General features: G+C 36.0%; 21 protein-coding genes and 1 other annotated feature. Of the genes, 2 read left to right on the forward strand and 19 right to left on the reverse strand.

Going from position 1 to position 23140, the window contains the following annotated elements:
• Nucleotides 1-47: 47 nt before the first annotated feature.
• From murA to NSQ92_RS10885, 3 genes are all read right to left on the reverse strand, one after another.
• A complete protein-coding gene (gene murA / locus NSQ92_RS10875; protein ID WP_047940657.1) occupies nucleotides 48-1358 on the reverse strand; it encodes a UDP-N-acetylglucosamine 1-carboxyvinyltransferase in 1311 nt (436 codons plus the stop codon).
• Between the two features lie 27 nt (nucleotides 1359-1385).
• Nucleotides 1386-2201 carry a DeoR/GlpR family DNA-binding transcription regulator gene (locus NSQ92_RS10880; RefSeq protein ID WP_235844416.1) on the reverse strand — a complete coding sequence of 272 codons (816 nt, stop codon included), beginning with the start codon at nucleotides 2199-2201 and terminating at the stop codon, nucleotides 1386-1388.
• Between the two features lie 166 nt (nucleotides 2202-2367).
• Nucleotides 2368-2967, reverse strand: coding sequence for a DJ-1/PfpI family protein (locus tag NSQ92_RS10885; RefSeq protein ID WP_144580011.1), 600 nt, complete (start codon nucleotides 2965-2967; stop codon nucleotides 2368-2370).
• A 151-nt stretch (nucleotides 2968-3118) separates the two neighbouring features.
• On the opposite strand from NSQ92_RS10885, the gene NSQ92_RS10890 reads away from it, so the two are divergent.
• Nucleotides 3119-4183 (forward strand): DmpA family aminopeptidase, encoded by a 1065-nt coding sequence (locus NSQ92_RS10890; RefSeq protein WP_341152780.1) that lies wholly within the window; start codon nucleotides 3119-3121, stop codon nucleotides 4181-4183.
• A gap of 41 nt (nucleotides 4184-4224) precedes the next feature.
• Here the strand turns inward: NSQ92_RS10890 and NSQ92_RS10895 are convergent, their stop codons facing one another.
• The 16 genes from NSQ92_RS10895 to NSQ92_RS10970 all read right to left on the reverse strand — a co-directional run bounded on the left by NSQ92_RS10895 (nucleotide 4225) and on the right by NSQ92_RS10970 (nucleotide 20855).
• Complete coding sequence (locus NSQ92_RS10895) at nucleotides 4225-4791, reverse strand: nitroreductase family protein (RefSeq protein ID WP_047940654.1); 567 nt, start codon at nucleotides 4789-4791, stop codon at nucleotides 4225-4227.
• A 93-nt stretch (nucleotides 4792-4884) separates the two neighbouring features.
• On the reverse strand, nucleotides 4885-5502 hold the full coding sequence (locus tag NSQ92_RS10900; protein WP_095320127.1) for an NUDIX hydrolase: 618 nt from the start codon (nucleotides 5500-5502) through the stop codon (nucleotides 4885-4887).
• 52 nt (nucleotides 5503-5554) lie between these two features.
• A complete protein-coding gene (locus NSQ92_RS10905; protein ID WP_172866374.1) occupies nucleotides 5555-6715 on the reverse strand; it encodes an ABC transporter permease in 1161 nt (386 codons plus the stop codon).
• Nucleotides 6708-7421 carry an ABC transporter ATP-binding protein gene (locus tag NSQ92_RS10910; protein ID WP_095320129.1) on the reverse strand — a complete coding sequence of 238 codons (714 nt, stop codon included), beginning with the start codon at nucleotides 7419-7421 and terminating at the stop codon, nucleotides 6708-6710. Before NSQ92_RS10910 ends, NSQ92_RS10905 begins: the two co-directional genes overlap by 8 nt.
• 193 nt (nucleotides 7422-7614) lie before the next feature.
• Nucleotides 7615-8646, reverse strand: a complete 1032-nt coding sequence (locus tag NSQ92_RS10915) for a glyceraldehyde-3-phosphate dehydrogenase (RefSeq protein WP_144546128.1) — start codon at nucleotides 8644-8646, stop codon at nucleotides 7615-7617.
• Nucleotides 8647-8772: 126 nt separating this feature from the next.
• Nucleotides 8773-9579 carry a protein phosphatase 2C domain-containing protein gene (locus tag NSQ92_RS10920; protein ID WP_047940649.1) on the reverse strand — a complete coding sequence of 269 codons (807 nt, stop codon included), beginning with the start codon at nucleotides 9577-9579 and terminating at the stop codon, nucleotides 8773-8775.
• Nucleotides 9579-10040, reverse strand: coding sequence for an HIT family protein (locus tag NSQ92_RS10925; RefSeq protein ID WP_047940648.1), 462 nt, complete (start codon nucleotides 10038-10040; stop codon nucleotides 9579-9581). The genes NSQ92_RS10920 and NSQ92_RS10925 overlap by 1 nt, the downstream gene beginning before the upstream one ends.
• Nucleotides 10041-10085: 45 nt before the next feature.
• Nucleotides 10086-10298: a binding site (T-box leader), on the reverse strand.
• 60 nt (nucleotides 10299-10358) lie between these two features.
• Nucleotides 10359-10877, reverse strand: coding sequence for a DNA topology modulation protein FlaR (locus NSQ92_RS10930; protein ID WP_047940720.1), 519 nt, complete (start codon nucleotides 10875-10877; stop codon nucleotides 10359-10361).
• A gap of 47 nt (nucleotides 10878-10924) precedes the next feature.
• Nucleotides 10925-11569 (reverse strand): histidine phosphatase family protein, encoded by a 645-nt coding sequence (locus tag NSQ92_RS10935; RefSeq protein ID WP_053215577.1) that lies wholly within the window; start codon nucleotides 11567-11569, stop codon nucleotides 10925-10927.
• Nucleotides 11570-11590: 21 nt separating this feature from the next.
• Nucleotides 11591-12322: a class I SAM-dependent DNA methyltransferase gene (locus NSQ92_RS10940; RefSeq protein ID WP_341152781.1), complete on the reverse strand. Its 732-nt coding sequence runs from the start codon at nucleotides 12320-12322 to the stop codon at nucleotides 11591-11593.
• Nucleotides 12323-12333: 11 nt separating this feature from the next.
• On the reverse strand, nucleotides 12334-12894 hold the full coding sequence (locus NSQ92_RS10945; RefSeq protein WP_047940646.1) for an SGNH/GDSL hydrolase family protein: 561 nt from the start codon (nucleotides 12892-12894) through the stop codon (nucleotides 12334-12336).
• Nucleotides 12895-13048: 154 nt separating this feature from the next.
• Nucleotides 13049-14113 (reverse strand): AbrB family transcriptional regulator, encoded by a 1065-nt coding sequence (locus NSQ92_RS10950; protein WP_082138233.1) that lies wholly within the window; start codon nucleotides 14111-14113, stop codon nucleotides 13049-13051.
• Between the two features lie 76 nt (nucleotides 14114-14189).
• A complete protein-coding gene (locus NSQ92_RS10955; protein ID WP_047940644.1) occupies nucleotides 14190-14966 on the reverse strand; it encodes a hypothetical protein in 777 nt (258 codons plus the stop codon).
• Nucleotides 14967-15388: 422 nt separating this feature from the next.
• On the reverse strand, nucleotides 15389-17824 hold the full coding sequence (gene parC / locus NSQ92_RS10960; protein ID WP_144579998.1) for a DNA topoisomerase IV subunit A: 2436 nt from the start codon (nucleotides 17822-17824) through the stop codon (nucleotides 15389-15391).
• Nucleotides 17821-19800 (reverse strand): DNA topoisomerase IV subunit B, encoded by a 1980-nt coding sequence (parE, locus tag NSQ92_RS10965; RefSeq protein WP_047940642.1) that lies wholly within the window; start codon nucleotides 19798-19800, stop codon nucleotides 17821-17823. Before parE ends, parC begins: the two co-directional genes overlap by 4 nt.
• Before the next feature lie 641 nt (nucleotides 19801-20441).
• A complete protein-coding gene (locus tag NSQ92_RS10970) occupies nucleotides 20442-20855 on the reverse strand; it encodes a CoA-binding protein (protein ID WP_061796204.1) in 414 nt (137 codons plus the stop codon).
• A 582-nt stretch (nucleotides 20856-21437) separates the two neighbouring features.
• Here NSQ92_RS10970 and NSQ92_RS10975 point away from each other — a divergent pair.
• On the forward strand, nucleotides 21438-23126 hold the full coding sequence (locus NSQ92_RS10975) for a methyl-accepting chemotaxis protein (protein WP_268874787.1): 1689 nt from the start codon (nucleotides 21438-21440) through the stop codon (nucleotides 23124-23126).
• Nucleotides 23127-23140 lie beyond the last annotated feature (14 nt).

Raw genomic sequence — 23140 nt, forward strand, 5'->3', positions numbered from 1 at the left:
GGTCAGTTAATTCTTCCTATTTATCTATCAAAATAGGAAAAAGTCTATTATCTCATTATTTTTTCAAATTCTTGCATCATTAATAGATCATTTGTAATTTCATCTGAATGATGTAAAGAGACTTTCGCCCCAAGGCTGTTAAAAGCTGCTACTGCCTCATCATATCCTCTTTCAATATGTTCAATTCCCGTAATTGTTGTCGTCCCTTCTGCAACTACTCCAGCTAACATTAGACAAATACCTGCACGGACATCTGAAGCATGAACTAATGCCCCGTGTAAAGCAGACTTTCCTTTAATATGGGCAATCCCATTTGATACTTCAATAGCTGCACCCATTTTGTTTAATTGGTATACATGATTAAATCGGTTCGGATAAACTGTTTCTCGAAGTATACTTTTCCCTTGTGCTTGTGTTAACAAAACGGTTAATGGCTGCTGCAAATCCGTTGGAAATCCAGGAAACATAGCAGTTCTTACCCTCGACGCTTTTAATCTACCATCTAGAAATGACGTAATATTATTTTCTTTTATTTCCAAACCGACACCGATTTCTTCCAGTTTCGTGAGACAAGATGTAAGATGTTCTGGGATAATATCGTTTACAGTGATCGTTCCACCTGTAATCCCTGATGAAATAAGAAAAGCTCCAGCAATTAGCCTGTCGGGAATTACGGTATAGCTGCATCCATTCAAGTTTTTAACACCTTTAATTTTGATTGTATCCGTACCAGCACCTATAATTCTCGCACCCATTTTATTTAAAAACAATGCAGTATCTGTTACTTCAGGATCTCTGGCAGCATTTAATAAAATCGTTTCTCCCTCAGCTAATACTGCTGCTATCATGCTATTAATAGTCGCACCAGATGTAATCGTATCAAAATAGATAGTTGCCCCTTTTAATTTTTGAGCCTCCACCACATAATAATCTTCATAAAATGTAAAAGTTGCCCCCATTTTCTCGAATGCCTTAATATGCTGATCAATGGGTCTGCTTACAAAATCATCCCCGCCTGGATAACCAAGAGATACTTTTCCGAATTTAGCAAGTAATGCTCCAATGAAATAATAAGCTGTTCTAAACTTCCTTGACTTTTCAGGTTCAATTATCGGGTTATCTATTTTAGTAGGGTCAATATAAACATCCCCGCGGCTATCTCGCTCCATGATACATCCTATTTCTTCTCCGATTTGACGAAGTACTTTAAAATCAGCAATGTTTGGGATGTTCTTTAATGTTACAGGCTCACTAGCTAAGCATGCAGCAGCTAGAATTGCCAAAGAACTATTTTTCGAACCAGGTACTGATAAGGATCCTTCCAGTTTAGAAGGTCCTTCTATATTCATCCATCTCATTTTAATCTCCTATTCCAATCTATCTAATCAACGTAAATCAGCAAATTTTATTTTTAGTTGTTTCTTTTTCATTTCATCAATCGTTTTTTGTGGTGCACCAACATCTGTGAGAAGGATATCAATTCCTTCGATTGGTACGGATTGCATAAACATTTCATGACCAATTTTTTCATGCGGTGCTAAACAGACCACTTTTTGTGCAACGCTGGCAACTGTCTGAGCAAATGCAGCTGCTTCAGGAGTAGAGGTACTTATACCTTTAGCATTAATTCCTCCTCCAGTTAAAAAACAAATATCCAAGGAAAATTTGCGCATCATTTCCATTGCAATACAATCAATTATACTACTTGATGAAGATCCTCTTAATTTCCCTCCGATTAAATAAGAAGCTATATTTTCTTTCATTCTAACAAGATCGGCAATTTTCAATGAATTTGTAACGATTGTATAAGGGAAATCAGTTGGCAAATATTTTACCATTCCATAATGTATACCTGCTCCTCCAATAAAAACAGTATCATTTTCTTTAATATAAGAGGCTGCTAATTTGGAGATAGCATTTTCATGCGGGGCAGCCGTTCCATATCGAATAGCTGATGGCTGCGGCATTGTTCTTACTTTAGGTATTGCTTCAGAAAGAATGGCGCCACCATATGTTTTTTGCAGCACTCCTTGTTCTTCCATAATTGTTAAGTCTCTTCTAATGGAATCAAGAGACATCTCAAATTTACTTGCTAAATCTTTAGCAATAACTTTCCCATCTCTTGAAATTATCTCTAAAATTAATTTTCTTCTTTCCTCCGCTAGCATACTGTTCCCTTTCCCATCAAAATCTAAATTCATCTTATTCCGTTTCATTAACTTTTGTCAAATGTTTTTTCATTTTTCTTCCGTTTTATTCCGTATTATGCCTTTTTCACCGTATCGGAACATATGTTCTATTATTAATCTTTTCCTAATTTCTTTATTTTTCGTTTCATAAAAAACTACAGTGTAAGCACAGCAGTTTTTATGAAAGCTCCACATCATATTCCATTCTTTTTGCTGTTTCTTTCGCTATTTTCACACCTGCTAAACGTTTGACAAGATGAAAGGACATATTAATGCCTGCCGAGATGCCACCTGATGTAATAATGCGCCCTTCATCGACAAACTTCACCTTCTTTACCACATTGACTTGTGGGTATTCCTCCTCAAGCCTAGTAAGGCTCGCCCAATGTGTTGTCGCGTTCAATCCATCAAGCAGCCCTGCTTCAGCAAGCAATAACGCTCCCGTACAAACAGAAGCCATCCATTGAACCTCTCCCATTTGTTCCTTAATCCAATTAATCACCGTTTTATTATGTACTTCTCGTTCTCTTGCACCTAGTCCCCCTGGGATGATTAAAAGATCGAACTTGGGCATCGTTTGGAAACTATAATCCGGATATACCTTTAATCCATTTCTCGCTCGAATCATTTGTCCCGTTTCCGAAATAGTCTGCACTATAAACGGTTTAGACCCATCCTCTCTTGTTGTAACAGAAAACACTTCAAACGGGCCAGCAAAATCTAATACCTCCACATCATTAAATAGAAATATCCCTATTTTCCATTGGTCGGTTTGCATTTTATCTCTCCTTCGTTAAAGCTATATTCTAGCTAGTTACTTATTATTATACTTAAGAATTTCATCATAGAGAGATAAATTATCTTAAACTTGATTAACTGACTGATTTTTGAAAAAATAAAAGGATAAAAAGGAGAGGCGGTTATTTAAAGTGAATGGACAAAAGAGGCTGCGAGATTATGGAATAATAATTGGAAAATTAGAAACAGGTAAAAGAAATGCCATTACAGATGTAGAAGGTGTCACAGTTGGCCATGCTACATTAAATAATAAAGACACTCAGACTGGTGTTACCGCAATAATCCCCCACCAAAGCAATATATTTAAAGAAAAGGTAATCGCTGCAAGCCATGTTATTAATGGGTTTGGCAAAACAATGGGTTTAATGCAAATAACAGAATTAGGAACGATTGAAACACCTATTCTTTTAACCAATACATTAAGTATCGGTGTGACAGCTGATGCATTAATTGAATATATGCTAGAACATAACGAGGATATTGGTAGAGCAACAGGTACTGTTAATCCCATTGTGTGTGAGTGTAACGATATGTTTCTTAATGATGTGAGAGCAAGAAAGATTACGAAAGACCATGTTTTCGGGGCAATCGCTAATGCTTCTGCGGAATTTGATGAAGGATCAGTTGGTGCTGGCCGCGGCATGCTATGCTATTCTTTAAAAGGTGGAATTGGAACCTCTTCCCGCATAATACATATGGAGCATGGTAGCTATACAATAGGAGTACTGGCACTGACCAACTTTGGTACTCTGAGTGATCTAGTGATAGCGGGGAATCCAATTGGACAACAGCTCAAAAAACAGCTTACACAGACAAATAAAGATAAGGACAAGGGCTCTGTTATCATCATCGTAGCTACTGATCTTCCCGTTTCGGAAAGACAATTAAATCGAATAATTAAGCGCGCAGTAACAGGATTATCACGAACAGGTTCGATTATCACAACTGGAAGTGGTGAAGTAGTCATTGGTTTTTCTACAGCAACAAAAATACCACACGAAAATCCTTATTCCAGTGTCCCCATCTCAGCCATTCATGAAGAGGATATCGATGTTGCATTTAGAGCTGTTGGAGAAGCTACAGAGGAAGCAGTGCTAAATTCCTTGATAACCGCAACCCATGTAATTGGTCGAGACGGGAATGAACGGCCAGCCCTTAAAGATTTATTAAGAGAATACAACATTCATTTACTTTAGAAAAAAACAGACGCCTGTATGATACAAAGCGTCTGTTTTCCTTATTTATATTTACCTTGCAAAATCGATTCCTCTAACGGACGGCGGCTAGACGGAATTTCTCTTGCTTGAAAATCTTCCGGCAACGCTTCTTTTTCCCCTTGATAACCAATGGCAATAGTTACTTGAATATCAAATTCTTCTGGGATGTTTAATACTTCACGAGCTTTTGCTTTATCAAATCCACCAATAGCATGTGTTTTTAAACCTTCTTTTATAGCCTGCAAGGATAAGAATCCCCATGCAGTTCCGCTGTCAAAGGCATTCATCCCATTTTGTTTATCCGAAATAAGCACTGCTAATACCGGTGCATTTTTACACCACTCTAAATTTCTTTCAAAAATAAAAGAATGGAATAATGATCGTTCCTCTGCTGTTCGAGCAACAATAAAACGCCATGGCTGCAAATTATTTGCAGAAGGCGCCCAGCGAGCCGCCTCAAATAGGCGCATTAAGACTTCTTCAGAAACTTCTTTATCTAAAAAAGAACGGGGTGACCAACGATTTAAAAAAATAGGATCAATCTCGTGGTCTGCTTGACGAAATGTATGTATTTCATTTTCCTTCATAAGTATCCACCCTCAAAAGTTATTTCATTTCTATTCCATTTTAATGATAAAAAAATGACAATTCAACTAATTGATTCTAAAGAATAGAAAGAATCAATCAAAATAAACAGGCTCCAACGGATTAGCCATATGTTTAAAGGCTAGTAATATTTGTGATTCAGTATTTCTTGGAATGGATAAAGGCGGAAGATCATCTTTTGCAAAGAAACCGACAGAGCTAGTTTCTACTCCTTCCTGCGCCTCTCCTCCTACAATCTCGCACTGAATGAACATTTTATATACATGGTAAGGAGATGGAGGATGCGGGTGGCATTTCTTATCCATAACCGCAATTAATTTTACAGCTTTCACCTCAAATCCTGATTCTTCTTGTACTTCTTTTACTGCGACTTCAGCTGGAGTTAAGCCAATATCGCCCCAGCCTCCTGGCAAGGCCCAGGAGTTATCTGTCTTCTCTTTCACCATTAGTATTTTATTATCTTGAAAAACTACTGCCCTAATATCTACTTTCGGTGTAGCATACCCTGTTTCATTTGCAAAAAGATCACGAATACATGTTGTATCCACCTTGGTATATTCCGACATAATTTCTAAACTGATCTTCCTGATATCTTCAAATCTTTCCAAATCATAAGTATCCTTTGAATAGGTTAATCCGGCTTGGGCGATTGCTTGAAGTTGTTTTGCCCATTGTAACCATTTCGGTTCCATCTAATGACCTCCTTTTTTTAATAAACTGAAACACCTTACAAATTGCATAGACTTACCTTCCAATAACAAACCCAAATACACAAGTTAAAAAAAGTACCAGCACTAACGCAAGGCTTAGCATACCGCTTACAGCTTTTTTCCTTGCTGAATAATAAGCATCACTTTCCATATATTTTTTCATCAACGGATGGTAGTGGCACACTTTATTCCATAGGGTAGTAAGCCACCCATGCATGATAATAGAAAACCCTGCAAAAATAAGAATCTTTAACCATAGCGGCGGTACTATAATCATGGCGCCTGTAGTACTATTAATTAACATCAAATACCCATATAAATAACTGGAATTACGTATAACAATCTTAATAAATAATTCGATAAAGCCATTAATTGGTGTGCGTTTTTGAAAGATCCGTTTAGAGTTTTTGAAAATACGCGGTTTCTTTCTTCTCATAATGACCGGTTTTTCTATTTCAGGAGCCGCTAAATAGATAGCCTGAACCATGCTAGTTTTACGCTCTTGCTCTAATTCAATATGGAGATCAATGGACGCAATCTTTCGTAAAGCTGTCAAACTAAAGAAGATCGACAACAAGAGAATAATTAGTGATAGTGCATATACTGGAATAGTCATTCCCATATCCACTATATGATAAATCCATTGACTAAACCAATTCAATACAAGAAACAAGAAAACCACCAGCAAGCTTTTTGCCCATATAGAACCTATTTTTCGGATATGGTACTTCCATAACATGAAGCAAGATTGTAAAGCAGTGAAATAGACAAATAAGACAAGGATTTCTGACCAATTTAACAAATAATAATGGAGTAAAAATGGTAGAAGGCATAAGAAACCTGCTGCAAGCACCATTGTTTGAAAGAACAGAGAATAGAAATAGCTCAGCGCTTTTAACCTTCCAATCAAATGAAGCTGTTTGACTAAAAATACTTTATCAGCTTCCACAATAAGGGTTCGAATATTGCCAATCCATGCCAGAAAGTAAAGGCAGAAAAAAGGAACAATAAAAGGGATCTTATGTATCCAGACAGGTATCTCCAGCCACCAAGAACGATAGATAACACCACAGAAAACACCTAGAGGGACTAAGATATATACAATTACCGTCCAATCAGCAATCGATCGAAGTACTTTCCATTGATAGTGCCAATTGCTAATTAAACGTGAAAAAAACAACTTTCTACTATTCATTACCATGATCCTCTGCTAACAAATGAAAACAATCATACAAAGAGCCATCAGGTAACTGACATTGCTCCCTTATCTCCTCTAATGTTCCTTTTGCCACTAGCTGACCATTATGGATCATAAGAAATCGATCACAAATCTTTTCTGCTGTATCTAATACATGAGTAGACATTAATATGCCAGCACCACGGTTTTGCTCTATTTCCATCGATCCGAGAAAAAGCTTCATGGCATTGGGGTCAAGTCCCATAAACGGTTCATCAATAATATATAAGGATGGATTTGTAATCATCGCAAGTATAAGCATCGCTTTCTGCTGCATTCCCTTTGAATATTTAGTTGGGTTTTCATGCGCGTGTTCCGCTAACTTGTACATATTTAGTAACTCATTAGCCTTTTGCTTATATTCTTTTTCTTCTAGCCCCTCTACTGCTGCAACAAAATCTAGGTGTTCCCATAATGTTAATTCATCATAGAAAATCGGTCGTTCTGGTAAATAGGAATAAGTTATCCCATCTATGTAGGAAACCGTTCCTTCTAAATGTTCGATTAAACCTAATAAACTTTTGATTGTCGTACTTTTGCCAGCACCATTTGGCCCAATTAAACCAACTAATTCTCCTTTTTCAATAGTAAAATTAATTTCTCTAATAATTTCTTTCTTTTGCTCGTATCCAGCTGATTGAATCTCTACCTCTAAAAGAGACATTTACACACCCTCCCCATCTCATTCTTCTTTCATACGGACAAATCTGTAAGAAAGTTTCTAAATTAGAAAAAATTTTTGGAGATTAAAAAAATCGCACTACTGGTAGAGAAGCATCATGAAGAAGGAAACAAAAAAATAGATGCAGTCAGATAATAATTACCTTCCTGCATCTATGCCATCGATTAACTATCTTTTACACAGCATGACTATCCATTTTCACACGCAGTTTGCTTCCAACAAGCTTTACCAAATCAACCACTCGATTAGAATAGCCCCATTCATTATCATACCAAGCTAGTATTTTCACTTTATTTTGCCCGATGACCATTGTAGATAAAGCATCAATAGTTGCAGACTCGGTTGTTGTATTAAAATCAACAGATACTAAAGGTTCCTCTGTAATGCTTAGAATCCCTTTCAGTTTTCCGTTTGAAGCCTCTTCAAAAGCTTGATTAACAGCTTCACTCGTCACATTTTTTTCTAAATCGACGACTAAATCGACTAAAGAAACATTTTGTGTTGGCACTCTTAACGCCATTCCATGAAGTTTTCCTTCTAAATGTGGAAGGATCTGTTTTAAGGCCTTAGCTGCTCCAGTCGAAGTGGGAATAATATTTTGCCCACATGACCTTGCCCGCCGTAAATCATGATGGGGATTATCTATATTGTTTTGATCATTGGTATAGGAGTGAATCGTTGTCATTAATCCATTCTTTATCGTAAAATGTTCGTCTATAACCTTAGCAACCGGTCCTAAGCAATTGGTCGTACATGATGCATTCGAAATAACATGATGTTTATCAATATTTAATATACTATCATTCACACCCATGACGATGGTTGCATCAGCATTTACACCAGGAGCGGTAAGCACTACTTTATGCGCACCAGCTTTTAAATGCATTGCTGCTTTGTCTCTCGTGTTAAATTTCCCAGTAGCTTCTACTACGATATCGATTCCCAATTCACGCCACGGAAGTTTTTCTGGATTACGGTTATTCACTAATAGAATCTCTTGGTCATTTATAAGAATCGAATGTTCTTTAGCCACAACCTTACCTGGAAACTTCCCGTGAATTGTGTCATACTTTATTAAATGTGCTATCGTTTCAGAAGGATAACTGGCATTAATAGCAGTAATATGTATACTTTGATCATTAATAGCATTTCTAAGCACCATTCTTCCAATTCTCCCAAAGCCATTAATTGCAACTGATATTGTCATAGACTTCGCTCCTTTTTAAATATGTTATACTATTAAATTAATACTCTATAATAAGTATAACATATTTAAAATAAAATACATCTTATTTGATTAAAAATAAGATGTATTCTTATAGTGCCTTGAACTTTATCTCACTCCTTTTACAAAATCACTTGGCATCGTAGCTTCTTTGTTATTATGAACAATCCAAGATATTATCGTTGTACTGTCACGGACATTTTTCTTTTTTATTTCCTTTAATAAATAATAGACGCTCTCTTGATTGGAAAATGAATCAAAAGCTTGAAAAATGGATTCCATCCTATGATAATCCGTGTTGGGACATTCAATCAGTCCGTCAGTAGTGAGAAAGATATGTGTTTTTCCCTTTCTTAATTCTTTCACACCCTGATTATAGGAAGGTACTTCTTGATGAAAACTACTGTTTAGCCCAATCCATTCATAAAAGCTACGGTGATTTTGCTGGTATTCTCCTAATCTTGAAAGTTCTGGATGATTGAGTGCAAGTATACAGTCGCCAATTGATAACCACCATAAATAGTTTTCTTTTCGTACAACGATTAAGAACGCAGTTTCTCCTTGAATCATCATGCTTTGCTCCAGAAACTCCTTGCTTGCGAAATGGTTTAAGAAAAAGGAAGTAATTTCTTGGAATACTCTCTTTAACGGTAATTGTAGAATTGTTTTGATCTCCTCTTTCTTTGTCGCTATACTTTTTATTACTAATTCTGCACTTTGTGCTGAATCATGTGCATCCAAGAGGATGACAAGCTCCCATTCGCGTTCTATCCAAATGAAACAGCCGTCTTCATTTTTATATTGACCTGCAGAGGAGTTTCCTCCAAAGCGTCCAAGTACTAAATTATTTCTTAGATGGAGGATATTAATTTCATCTACATAATTCTTATCAGAACCTACCCATTTATATTCCATTACGCTTCCTCAAAAACTTCATTTGCTAAGTAATTTTTTATTCTTTTACATAAAGAGCTCATTTCCTCTTCGTTTGCAATCGGAGCCTCGGTCCAATCATATAACTCCGTTGGTCCCCAATATCTTTCAGGAGTATTGGGATATCTTGCAATTAGATGAAGGTGAAGATGAGGAACCGAATTTCCTGAGACGAGAGCGTAAATATGTTCCGCGTTTTCTGTTTCCTTTAATGCCTTGCTGACTCTTGAAATAATAAGTCCAAACGCCTTTGCTTCATCATTTGTCATCTCAGCAAGTGTAGGAATATGTCTTTTTAAATCGATCATAAGATGTCCTAGGTAACTGCCCTTGCCTTTTCTGTCAATATGACCAACATAAACATATTCATTTTCATAGATTGGTATTCCTGCTGTTTTAATAATCCCTTTATGTTTATCGCATATGAAACAATTGGTTTCCATTTCCCTTTCCCCCTAAAATAGTATAAAAAAATCCTATTGTCTCTTAAAAGAGACGATAGGATTTATCGTGGTACCACTCTTCTTCATTCGTTAGAAAAACGAACCTTCTTAAGCTCAATGACGAGAGCCAACCGTCTAGATATACCTTTCTACCTAACCACTCCTAGGCGAGTTGGGAAGTGATATGCGCTATCTTTCACCAAACGACAGCTCTCTCTAGCATACTTACTTCTTAATACTCCTAATCATCGTGTTTATCTTATTTAACTAATTTAAACTTTCTGTTATTTTAGGAAAAACTTCAAAAAATGTCAATCGTTATTTTCTAAATAGGTCTGACAATTCATTTTCATTTTTTATCACAAAAATTTTGTTCTGATACTGTTTGTATGTATGAAAGAAAAAAGGTTTACCTACTTGCTCGAAATGCTTATTCCATTTAAACATTTTAAAAAAAATTGTTAAGTTTGGCTGATAATGGGCCTTTTCTTGACCAAGCTTCTGTTTAACGTATCGTTTTACGATACGATAGGTGCGCTTAGAATAATTGGTGTCCAAAAAAACAATGACGTCTGCTTGTTGAAAGCTGCCACTTACCCATTCCTCACTATGAACACCTTCTACAATCCATCTATCTGTTTGGGTGATGGACAGTAAATGTGCTTTCCTCTCTTCTTCCGATCTTCTAATATCTCCACTATCTGATCGTTTCCAAACAACATTATCTAATTCATAATAGGGAATTTGTAATTTCATTGATAAATCTTTTGCTAATGTTGTTTTTCCACTAGCTACAGAACCAATGATATGTATCTTATTAGGAGTAGCTTTCACTATTTCCCCACCTCCTTTATACAAGATTTTCATGAGTGTCGGGGAAGCATCTATTCAATATTTAAAGATAAAGACATCTTTCCATTATCACGGAAAGAGGGATCTGCTACTTTTTCGACCATTATTTGACTATCTTTTACGTGAATTACAGAAACGCAGCAATTATCATGGTGTGGGTAATCAGCCATATTTAGCAGAGATTTAATGAAAAATCCAATCGTAACACCATGAGAGAAAACCAAAATATTGCCGCCTGTATCTTTATGCTTAGCAATAATATCGTCAACAGCCGCTCTTGTCCGCGCTAATAATTCAGTAAAGGATTCTCCATCTTGAACTTTGCTTTCCATATCTGTAAAGGAGAAGAGTCTTTCCACTATATCTCCATGCTGTGCGATAATGTCTGTCTGCAGCATTGCTTCTAACATTCCGAAATTCATTTCTTTTAATCTTGCATCTTTTGTTAATTGAATATTTCTATTACCAATAGCAAATTTTGCCGTATCTAACACTCTCTGACTATCACTGGCATAAGCAGCCTCAAAAGGTATATCTGATAAACCAGCACCAACCGATCTTGCTTGTAAAATCCCATTTTCTGTTAAAGGAGAATCACAAAACCCTTGCATTCTCTTTTCGATATTATATTGAGTCTCTCCATGTCTGATAAAATACAGTCTCAATTCCTTCTTCATTTGAAACTCCCTTCCTTTGCTTTATTTTTCACAGGATACTATCAAGAAAAGCGTAATCCTCATTCGCCTTTCATATTCTTCTTTATGCAGAAAATTTTCTCGTTTTGGCATTCCTTCCCGTAAGTCGGTTATTTTAAAGCCTGCTTCTTTTAACAGTCGAAAATACTCCTCTATCGTGCGATGATATTTTACTACTTCCTCGTCTATCCATCGCTCAATTCTTTCTCCCATGGAAAAGTAATCATCGACAATCCAATTCGTTCTTTTTTTCGAGGAAACGGAACTTTCAAATGTAGAAAGACATAGAGGATGCTGCACACTAAAGATAAACTTACCATTATCATTTAACTGATCATATACACCCTGAAAAATTGGCTGTAAGTCTTTAATATAGTGAAATACTAAGCGTGAGACAACGATATCCACTTTGCTATTGGTAAATTTCCAATCCTCTAGTGTAGAATGGTAAACAGAAGCAGTTGTGCCATTTAAAAGATGGGAAGCTTCATCAAACATTCTCTTTGAACCTTCTATTCCTGTATAGCATGCTGCACCTTTTTCTAACAGTTCTATACCAAAACGAGCATCTCCACAACCTAAATCAAGGACAGATTTACCGTCTACTTCCCCTAATAGCTCATACAAAATAGGGCTTTCTATACTATTGTTGGGGCTTGTTTCTCGATTTCTTCTAGCCCGATAACTTTCAAAAAATTGTTCCTTATCGTATAAAGATGAACCTGTATATGCCATATCTCCACCTACTAAATTTCATGTAATTTTTTTACAAGCAAATCTACTAAAATAGCATAACCTTCTTCCCCAAAATGAAGACCATCATTATGTATACCTTTTAGTTTCTTCTGATAATCTTCTAAAGAGAGCATTTCAGTATAAAAATCAATAAAGTATGCTCCTGTTTCAGTGGCAACTTCCTTAACTGCATTTGCATATCTTGCTAAAACCTCATTTGTCCTCGCAAACTGCAACGTTTCATCGACGGGAGCTGGCGTAATCAGAATAGCTTTGTCTGGACCAATTAATTGGACGATTCTCCTCATATTTTTTCGATAGGTGGGTAAGTCAATCATCTTATGAAAGGCTGCATCATTTGCACCAAATAAAATTGTTACTAAATCAGGCTGCTTCTGGATAACATCTGCTTCAATTCTATTTAATGCATCAACCGTGTTATTCCCATTTATTCCTGCATTGATTATTTCATAATGATCGATTGTATCTGCCAGCATGGCTGTCAAAACAGGTTCGTTTCTAGTTTCTCTCCCTGCGGTAATACTATCTCCAAAGCATATTAAAACAGGTATTTTTTCTCCCTCCTTCCTATAAGAATATTCAAACCACTTGCTTCTATCCTATTTTATACTAATTATAATGATTCGTCTTTTTCTTTTCATTGATTAGGGGATATTAAAATTACAAGTAGCAATTAGATTGTTGCACAAATTACTTCTGCTGAAATTAACCTTTTCGCTCTGCTAATCTTTTTTCTACACGCTGAAATCCCCATTTCATAATCATTGGGACACAGAATAAGATAAACAACAATCGAAATAGCTGATACGTTGTGATAATCGGCAAGTTAGCATGAACAGATTGGCCAAGTACGGCCATTTCTGCCATTCCTCCTGGAGCTAACCCAATAAAAGCAGTCAATAATGAGATATCCTGATCTACACTTACTAAAATATAGCCAAGTACTAAAGAAAAAAGGACTAGTAAGGCAGAAGTTACTGTTACCACACTTAAAAACTTTGCTTTGTTTTCGATATTACCAAATTTAATTTGTAAACCTAGATCAATACCTATCAATGTTTGCGCCACACATGCAAGAGTTGTCGGAATTGCAGGTACATCCATCCCAGCAATCGATATAGTTGCAACAAGAAGCATCGGACCAATCATAAACGGCGCTGGAAACTTCCACTTTTTTACTATGCTTGCAATTAAATAGCAAAAGAATAAGATCAAGAAAATGATCCAATGATAGCCCGGGCTTCCATTAGTGGATGTTACCGCTGCCACTCCTTGATTGCCATACAAAATCGGACTATATACGAGGAGTGGAACGAGAATCATGACAGATAAAATTCTACTTATTTGAATAACTGTAACGACAGTGAGATCAATTCCTTTTATTTCTGAACTAATCGCCACCATTTGAGATAGTCCCCCTGGGATACTGCCGGCAACAGTTGATTTTAAATTACTATGCGTTAATCTTGAGGTTATAAAGGCGAGAAGTATACTAAAGGCAAGCATAACAACCGTCATGAAAAGCATAGAGGGGAGATGGGTCCCCATTTCAATAAGTGTCTGGCTGGTAAATTGTCTTCCAATGAGGTAGCCAATAACAAGGAGTCCGATATCTCGAAATGAGAAAGGTAATTTCGGAGAGATTTTGGCAAGCCGCACATAAAGGATCGTACTGAACATGGGGCCAAGCAGCCAAGACAGGGGAAGCTGGCATACTTGAAACACCCATCCTCCAAGTACAGCGCTTAAACATAAGAAAAGTAATGACATAATTTCGATCCCTTCATAAAGAAATAAGTACTTTCATTATACTACTTATTTCTCCTTAAAATGAAGAATCTCTTGTTTATTGGTGATTCGTTCCTTTATAACTAATTTCCTTCACTTTTACTTTTTCTAATACCCATTCTTCCTTTTTCCATATCCACCAAGTTTCCAAGTAACCAATCGTATCAACTGTCGCCAGTCCACTAATTCTTTGTTTCCCTTTCATCGCCGTTTGATTGTTAAATCGTGTTACTTTTAATTCAGAGAAAGGGGATAGAATTAATTCAGTTGGTTCATTTAATCTTCCTTTATGGTAAAGACCTAGTTTCTCATAATGGTTTCTCCGATCATACAAATCGAAAATATATGTTTTTTCTTTGTTTATTTTTATTTCAGCTTTATAGGCATCTTTAAACTGACTTTCAACCGATGCCAACTCTGGTTTTTCCAATTCTATTAAATGATTGCCTTGCAGTTGAAAGAAATAAAAGTTTTTTTCTGTCCCTCTTTCATTCGCAGAAACAGTAAGTAATATTTCTTTCTGATGATCATCATTTATATCGATTATATGTAATGTAGGATCAAATCCGCCTTCCACTGTTAGAGTGGCGCCCTTATCTTTTCCTTTCGTTACCTTCAGGGAAAATTCCTTAAAGAAATTACTATTTTCAGGCTGATCGGATGCATCTCCTTTTAATTGCACGATTTCTTCCTGCTCATCATTAGTTATATCAATTTTTTCTTCCAAAATTAATTTGTTTGTTTTATCTTCTTTTTCCATTGCATATACACCAGTAATAGCAGTTAAAGTCATCAAAAAGAAAGCACATAAAGCAACAAGCATTTCCCTTCTCATGCTAAAACCTCCCTCTGTCTTATTACTTTTAGAGTGTCCTTTTTTTGGTAAAATCATGTAAGAAAGGAAAAGAAAATTTAATAGAAGATTTTTGCATAAAGTAAAGCGCTATTATTAGAAGGTAAATGAGCTCTATCGTTCTTGATTTTCGTATTAAAAAAGCGGGGGTTGCTCGGATAAAGGCTGCTATTTTCAGTGGTATTATAAAAAGTAGTATTCATTTGTTTGATGAACGCTATTTTCACCGGCATTCTTCGCAAAAGTGGTTTTCTTTCATTCGATGAACACTTTTTCCCCCTACGTTCTCTTCAATAGAGGTTTTCATCGCTTTTTCCTATATCCAAAACTTATTCATTTATAAAAAGAAGTTCCCGATTCGCAGGTTAACCTTGCGAATCAGAAACCTCTTATTCTAATATTATTTATACTTGCTCATCGCTAACTTTTTCTTCCCATAATTCAACAATTTTACCTGCTTCTGTTTCATCGATAATAAAGGATCCATTTGAATAGCGATCATTAAAACGAAGATCTGCTGTTTTCACCGATTCAATATCGCCTTTTTCGGTTTGAATATAAATGGTATCTTGTGCCCCAGCTATTGTCATCCCAACAATTCGGTGTGGATTTGCTTTTAATTCTCGAAGCATAATCAAGCCTCGTTTTGCTCTTCCAGAAAACTCAAATTCAGTGAGTTTCATTTTTTTTATGGAACCGCGTTGCGTAATAATAACGACGCTTTCCTGCTGAGGATTTGTTATAACTTTACCAGCAACAACATAATCATTGTCTTTAAGATTAATACCTTTTACACCAGCTGCTCTTGCGCCAACGATATTGATTTCTTCTTCATGGAATCGTAAGGCATAGCCGATATGAGTTGCTATTAAAACTTCTTGTTTACCGTTTGTTAGGAAAACATCTACTACTTCGTCGTCTCCTTTTAGGTTAATAGCAACTAATGGTTTAGAGTAACGCTGTGCTTTATAGTTAATCAACTCTGTTTTCTTTGCCATACCATTTTTCGTAAAGAAAAGCAGATATTGAGTTTGTTCAAAATCTTTTATAGGCATCGCCTTAATAATCGATTCATCTCGGTCAATTGGTATAATATTGGAAATATGCTGACCGAGATCCTTCCAGCGTATATCTGGCAATTCGTGTACCGGTAAATAGAGATAATTGCCTTTGTCTGTAAACAATAACAAGACTTCAGTTGTGTTTACATCTATCTTAGCAAGTATTCTATCTGTATCTTTCATGCCAAAATCTTGGCCATTGCTCGCTGCATAAGAACGCTGGCTTGTGCGCTTAATATATCCATCTTTCGTTACAGTGACAATTACATCTTCACTCGCTATTAAGACTTCAAGATTGATTTTAATTTCTTCAATTTCATCTTGTATTAATGTACGTCTTTCACTAACAAAGCGTTTTTTTACGTCTTTTAGTTCTTTTTTAATAACCGAAAGCAATTTCTTTTCACTTGCTAGGATTGCCGTCCACTCTTCAATTTTTTTAGCCAACTCTGCCGCCTCTGCTTCTAATGCCGTTATATCTGTATTGGTTAAGCGGTATAACTGTAAAGACACAATTGCTTCTGCTTGAGGCTCAGTAAATTGAAAAGCAGCCATTAAGTTATTTTTCGCATCTCGTTTATCTTTTGATGCGCGGATCGTTGCTATAACCTCATCAAGAATAGATAATGCTTTAATTAATCCATCCACAATATGCTCTCGATCTTTAGCTTTTTGCAAGTCGAATTCAGTACGTCGTTTAATCGTTTCTTTTTGATGCTCGATATAAGCATCAAGTAAAGCGATAATTCCCATTAACTTTGGACGTTTATTATGAATGGCAACCATATTAAAGCTGTAGGTAATCTGTAGATCGGTATTTTTAAATAAGAAATTTAGAATTCCGTTTGCATCTACTTCTTTTTTTAACTCAATTACAATTCGCAATCCTGTACGATCCGTTTCATCTCTTACTTCTGCAATTCCTTCAACTTTACGATCCAAACGCAATTCATCAATCTTTTTCACAAGATTGCTTTTATTTAGCTCATAAGGAACCTCGGTAATGACAATTTGCTGCTTGCCGCCTCTTAATGTTTCAATTTCTGTTTTCCCGCGAACAATGATTTTCCCTTTACCAGTCTCATATGCCTTTTTAATGCCTTCTACTCCTTGGATAATACCACCAGTCGGAAAATCTGGACCTTTTATATGTTTCATAACGTCTTCCACTGTACAATTTGGTGAATCCATGCGCTCAATCACACCATCGATAACTTCTCCCAAATGATGTGGTGGTATATCTGTTGCATATCCTGCCGAGATACCTGTAGAACCATTCACTAACAAATTCGGAAATTTCGCTGGTAATACCGTTGGTTCATTGGATGTATCATCAAAGTTTGGAATGAAATCAACTGTTCTTTTTTCAATATCACGGAGTAACTCTGCAGAAATAGCCGATAATCTAGCCTCTGTATAACGCATAGCTGCCGGCGGATCCCCGTCAATACTACCGTTATTTCCGTGCATTTCAATTAGGACATTACGTACCTTCCATTCTTGACTCATTCTTACCATCGCATCATATACAGAAGAATCGCCGTGGGGATGGTAATTACCAATAACATTCCCGACTGTTTTTGCTGATTTACGGAAATGTTTATCATGTGTATTTCCTTCTTCATGCATCGCATAAAGAATACGACGCTGAACAGGCTTTAATCCATCTCTCGCATCCGGTAACGCCCGTTCTTGAATAATGTATTTACTATACCGTCCAAAACGATCACCGAGAACATCCTCTAAAGGTAAATCACGGTATTGCTCTAATGAACTCATGATGGACTCTCCTCCTCAGTGACCATAATATTTTCATTTTCGAGAATATTGCCTTCTTCTTCTAATCCAAATGCAACATTCGATTCAATCCATTTTCTACGTGGCTCAACCTTATCACCCATTAATGTTGTGACACGACGCTCTGCACGGGCCAGATCGTCTATCTTAACTCGTATTAATGTTCTTGTTTCAGGATTCATCGTTGTTTCCCAAAGTTGATCGGCATTCATCTCGCCAAGACCTTTATACCTTTGCAAAATATAGCCTTTCCCCACTTTTTTAATGGTATCTTGCAAGTCATCATCACTCCATGAGTATTCAATGACTTCTTTTTTTCCAGAACCTTTACTAACCTTATACAATGGAGGTAAAGCGATATATACTTTACCTGCTTCCACTAGAGGTTTCATATAGCGATAGAAAAATGTTAATAGAAGTACTTGAATATGTGCACCGTCTGTATCAGCATCTGTCATGATGATGACTTTATCATAGTTTGAATCCTCTACTTTAAAGTCGGCTCCCACTCCAGCTCCAATCGCATGAATAATTGTGTTTATCTCTTCGTTTTTAAAGATATCTGCAAGCTTTGCTTTTTCTGTATTAATTACTTTTCCGCGCAATGGAAGAACAGCTTGAAAGCGGCGATCTCGCCCTTGTTTTGCGGAACCACCAGCAGAATCTCCTTCCACTAAATATAATTCATTTCTTTGTGGGTTTTTCGATTGGGCAGGAGTTAGCTTACCAGAAAGAACAGCCTCTCCACGTTTACGTTTTTTTCCGCTTCTTGCTTCTTCTCTTGCTTTTCGAGCAGCTTCTCTAGCTTGTGCCGCTTTAATCGATTTTTTAATTAAAAGGGAGCTGACTTCAGGATTTTCCTCAAAGAAATAGGCTAAGTGTTCAGAAACAACAGCATCCACAGCTGATCTTGCCTCACTTGTCCCTAATTTTCCTTTTGTCTGCCCTTCAAATTGTAATAAATCTTCCGGTACACGTACAGAAACGATAGCAGATAAGCCTTCACGGATATCGGAACCATCCAAGTTTTTATCCTTTTCTTTCAGAAGATTAACTTTACGCGCATATTCGTTAAACATACGAGTCATGGCTGTTTTTGCCCCAGCTTCATGTGTCCCGCCATCCTTTGTGCGGACATTATTAACAAAGGACAAAACATTCTCTGAATAGCCATCGTTGAATTGAAAAGCATATTCCACTTCAATCCCGTTACTTTCGCCTTCAAGACTTACGACTGGATGCAAGGTATCTTTCTCTTCATTTAAATATTCAACAAATGCTTCTATTCCATTTTCATAATGGAAAACACCGTGCTCATTATTTCTTTCATCGATAATTTCAATTCTTAGCCCTTTTAATAAAAAGGCAGATTCTCTTAATCGTTCACAAAGCGTTTCATAATTATAAGTGGTTGTTGAAAATATCGCTGGATCTGGCTTAAAGTGAATCGTTGTTCCAGTTTGATTTGTTTTCCCGACTTTTTCTAGTGTGGTGACAGGTTTTCCGCCGTTTTCAAAACGTTGTTCATAAATAAAGCCATCGCGCTTGATCTTTACAACAACCCATTCTGATAATGCGTTCACAACAGAAGCACCTACACCATGTAAGCCGCCACTTGTTTTGTAACCGCCTTGTCCAAATTTTCCTCCAGCATGAAGAATGGTAAAGATAACTTCAGGAGTTGGCTTTCCAATCTTATGCATTCCAGTCGGCATTCCACGTCCTCTATCTTTGACACTAATGGAATTGTCGCGATGAATTTTTACAATAATTGCATCTCCATATCCAGCCAGTGCTTCATCGACTGCGTTATCTACAATTTCATATACAAGATGATGCAAACCTCTAGAATCTGTACTCCCGATATACATACCTGGACGTTTTCTGACAGCTTCTAAACCTTCTAACACCTGAATGGCATCATCATTATATTCGAATGCTTGCTGATTTTTTGCCACTGACATACCCCTTTCACTTCTACAAATCCGACATAGTATCTTTCTATGTATCATGTCGAACAATTGTTTATGTATTCGTCTAAAAAACGAATTATCCTCTAAGATTCAAAACATTTATCGGAAAATTGTTTATTAGGCAGTTAAGAATTTTTGTCACTTTCTTATATAAAGCTAATTTCTATCGTTAACAATAATTCTAAAACAGCCCTGCTTTTTATTAGACGAGTTTAAAAGAAGGCTTTTTCTACTAACCTTCTTTTTTCAAATTATCGAATTTTAATAAACAGTTGTTGATACCTGTCTGATTAAGAACATTTGTTCTCATTTCGTATTGTAGCACATATTCTCATTTTTCACGTTCAATTTCCATTTTATCTTTCGATTTTTTCCCGACAAAACCAATATTATACCAATAATGGCAAAAGCAAAAGATTTTTTTAAAGAGGATTTCCTCTTTTTATCTATATTATGTTAACACAGATTCTATGGAAAAACGAATAAGATTATAAATACTGTCTTCTTTTTTTTAAAATTGATAACGTTTTAACCACTCAAACAAACAGTCTTTATAGGATAAATGCTATTCTATTACAAACGACAAAGCAGAATGATTAGTGACAACCATTCTGCTTTGTCGTTTCCTATTTTGTCATCGCATGTTCTACTTTAATGCAGCGATCCATGATTACCGTATAGCCTTTTTCTGTTAGATCATGAAATGTTTCTTCATGTACAAGCCCCAATTGAGCCCAAAATACATCTGCATCTATTTTTTCAAAGTCAGCTGCAACCTCTGGTAAGAATTCCGATCTTCTAAATACATTAACAATATCAACATGTCCCTCGATATCTGTTAATTGCTTAACTGCTTTTACACCTAGCACTTCGTCCACCGTTGGATTTACGGGGATAATTTCATATCCTGCCTTTTGCATTGCCTCTGAAACCATATAGGATGTTCTGGAAGGATTATCGCTTAAGCCAACTACCGCAATTTTTTTCGCTTTTTTTAAAATTTTTCCAATTTCTTCTCGACTTGGATTTTCAATTGTCATTAAAATCGCTCCTTTTCCAATTCATTTCTAGTATATTTCCCCAAAGAGGGAAGAAAAAACGATGGAAAGCATAATAGAATACACTATAACAATAGCAAATTTTTCCACACTTCAAAAGAAAATTGCATTATTTACAAAGATTTATTCCTACCTAAAGTTTTTAGCAATATCTAAACATCTGCAGGGATCATTTTCAAATAATACCTTAAATCTCCCCACTTATCATTCTAATAAATGCTCGCAAGACTTATATCGGTTCCCAGAAAGCACGCTTTTCCATTGTTTTATATTGAACACTGAAGCAATATTATTCATTATAATTCCCTCTATCCCTTCCAAAATAGTTACTCTAAAAACAATGTGCTTCCATTTTTTAATTCATTATCGCTTCTTTTTAAAACAAAATTGGTATTTATTACTAGCCTTTTTCCTTTGTTTTTTTAGAAAAAAAAAGTAGAAACATCCAGCGAAAAAAATATTTTCAAAAGTTACTTATATACTGCTTATCCCTGCCGATATAGTAGTGTAAATATTATTTTAACTTAAAGGAGAAATCTGCTTGAAACTACTAAAAATCTAAATATTACCAAGAAACTTTTTATCATTATTTTAGTAAGTGCCCTTTCTCTGGGAACTATTGGATACACGGGATTGCACTACATTAAAGATATGGCAAAAGATTCACAAGAAATGTATGAGAAAAGTTTAATACCGATATCCAATCTTATGCAGATGAGAATTAACACAAGAGCTAGTAATGGCTACACTTTAGAGCTCTTACTTACTACTGATTCAGCCAAAAACAAACAATTAAATGATCAGTTAACAGCTACATCTCAAGAAACGGATCAGCTGTTGTCTGAATTTTTAAAAGAAAACTTAACAAGCGAGGAAAAAGAGCTTGTTACCGTATATAACGAAGAAATGCAAAAGTTAAATGATGCAAGAAAAGATGTTATCTCACTTGCCTTACAAAATAAAAATGAAGAAGCCTACCGTATTTTTACAACTGATGTTGAGGAATATAGAATCAAAGTAAATGACACTCTTACAGCGCTTCAAAACTTAAAAGCTTCTTCTGCAGAAGCTACTTATAAAGAAAACTTAGATAGTGTACAAAAAATTACTATTTTTGTCTTTATCATTAGTATTGTTGCTCTCATTCTCTTATTATTTATTAGTCTTATTATCAGTCGTATGATTGTAAGACCAGTAAAACAAATAAAAGATTTGTTATTTAAAGCAGAACAAGGAGACTTTACAGTAAAAGGAACCTATCAATCAAAAGATGAAATAGGTGAACTAACTACCTCTTTCAACCGAATGACGGAGAAACTCCGAAATGTATTTAGCACTGTTCAGGAATCCTCACAGCATGTAGCGTCTGCATCGGAAGAACTTAGTGCAAGTGCAGAACAAAATAGCAGTGCAAGTGAGCATATAAGCCTGACTATTCAAGAATTAGCAACTGGCTCTGAAACACAAGTAATGAAGGTAAAAGAAAGCAATCAAGTCATCACAACAATCTCGGAACATACAAATTCAATTGCTGCACATACGGAAAAAATGTCTGAAAACGTTAAGCATGCATCTGAAGTGTCGACAGAAGGCAACGAAGCTATTCAACAAGTAAATAAGCAAATGAATTCGATATACTTAAACGTTAATAGTCTTTCAGATGCAATAAGCATTTTAAATGAACGTTCAACCGAAATTGGCCAAATCACGGATGTTATTACCGGAATCTCAGCCCAAACAAACCTGTTAGCTTTAAATGCAGCTATCGAAGCTGCTAGAGCTGGTGAGCACGGAAAAGGATTTGCGGTTGTTGCCGACGAAGTAAGAAAACTTGCAGAAGAATCAACAGCCTCTACCGAAAATATTGCGAAGCTAATCCACATGATCCAAAAGGATACTGAGCAAACCATTGAAACAATGAAAAAAGCTTCCAACGAAGTTCAATCTGGATTAGATATTGTGCAGATTGCCGGAAACTCTTTTCAAAAAATTGAAATAGCTGTAAAGAATGTAGTTGGTCAAATCGAAGAAATATCGAAAGCCTTAGTGAAATTTACAGAAGGTACAGACATTATTAACCATACAATTTACGAAGTAAGTGATGTTGCGATTGAATCCGCAAATAGGACACAAAATATATCTGCAGCAACCCAACAACAGCTTGCTTCTATGGAGGAAATTTCCTCTTCTTCCTTATCTCTTGCAAAATTAGCTGAAGAGTTACAAACAATAGTTAATTTATTTAAGATATAAAATGCTATCAAAAA

The organism is Niallia sp. FSL M8-0099 (assembly GCF_038006945.1).
GTDB classification, from domain to species: domain Bacteria; phylum Bacillota; class Bacilli; order Bacillales; family Cytobacillaceae; genus Niallia; species Niallia circulans.

Coding starts and splice junctions, on each gene's coding strand:
- murA (WP_047940657.1), bottom strand. CDS start 1,358: ATGAGATGGATGAATATAGAAGGACCTTCTAAACTGGAAGGATCCTTA.
- NSQ92_RS10880 (WP_235844416.1), bottom strand. CDS start 2,201: ATGAATTTAGATTTTGATGGGAAAGGGAACAGTATGCTAGCGGAGGAA.
- NSQ92_RS10885 (WP_144580011.1), bottom strand. CDS start 2,967: ATGCAAACCGACCAATGGAAAATAGGGATATTTCTATTTAATGATGTG.
- NSQ92_RS10895 (WP_047940654.1), bottom strand. CDS start 4,791: ATGAAGGAAAATGAAATACATACATTTCGTCAAGCAGACCACGAGATT.
- NSQ92_RS10900 (WP_095320127.1), bottom strand. CDS start 5,502: ATGGAACCGAAATGGTTACAATGGGCAAAACAACTTCAAGCAATCGCC.
- NSQ92_RS10905 (WP_172866374.1), bottom strand. CDS start 6,715: ATGAATAGTAGAAAGTTGTTTTTTTCACGTTTAATTAGCAATTGGCAC.
- NSQ92_RS10910 (WP_095320129.1), bottom strand. CDS start 7,421: ATGTCTCTTTTAGAGGTAGAGATTCAATCAGCTGGATACGAGCAAAAG.
- NSQ92_RS10915 (WP_144546128.1), bottom strand. CDS start 8,646: ATGACAATATCAGTTGCAATTAATGGCTTTGGGAGAATTGGAAGAATG.
- NSQ92_RS10920 (WP_047940649.1), bottom strand. CDS start 9,579: ATGGAATATAAATGGGTAGGTTCTGATAAGAATTATGTAGATGAAATT.
- NSQ92_RS10925 (WP_047940648.1), bottom strand. CDS start 10,040: ATGGAAACCAATTGTTTCATATGCGATAAACATAAAGGGATTATTAAA.
- NSQ92_RS10935 (WP_053215577.1), bottom strand. CDS start 11,569: ATGAAGAAGGAATTGAGACTGTATTTTATCAGACATGGAGAGACTCAA.
- NSQ92_RS10940 (WP_341152781.1), bottom strand. CDS start 12,322: ATGGCATATACAGGTTCATCTTTATACGATAAGGAACAATTTTTTGAA.
- NSQ92_RS10950 (WP_082138233.1), bottom strand. CDS start 14,113: ATGTCATTACTTTTCTTATGTTTAAGCGCTGTACTTGGAGGATGGGTG.
- NSQ92_RS10955 (WP_047940644.1), bottom strand. CDS start 14,966: ATGAGAAGGGAAATGCTTGTTGCTTTATGTGCTTTCTTTTTGATGACT.
- parC (WP_144579998.1), bottom strand. CDS start 17,824: ATGAGTTCATTAGAGCAATACCGTGATTTACCTTTAGAGGATGTTCTC.
- NSQ92_RS10970 (WP_061796204.1), bottom strand. CDS start 20,855: ATGACAATTGAAAATCCAAGTCGAGAAGAAATTGGAAAAATTTTAAAA.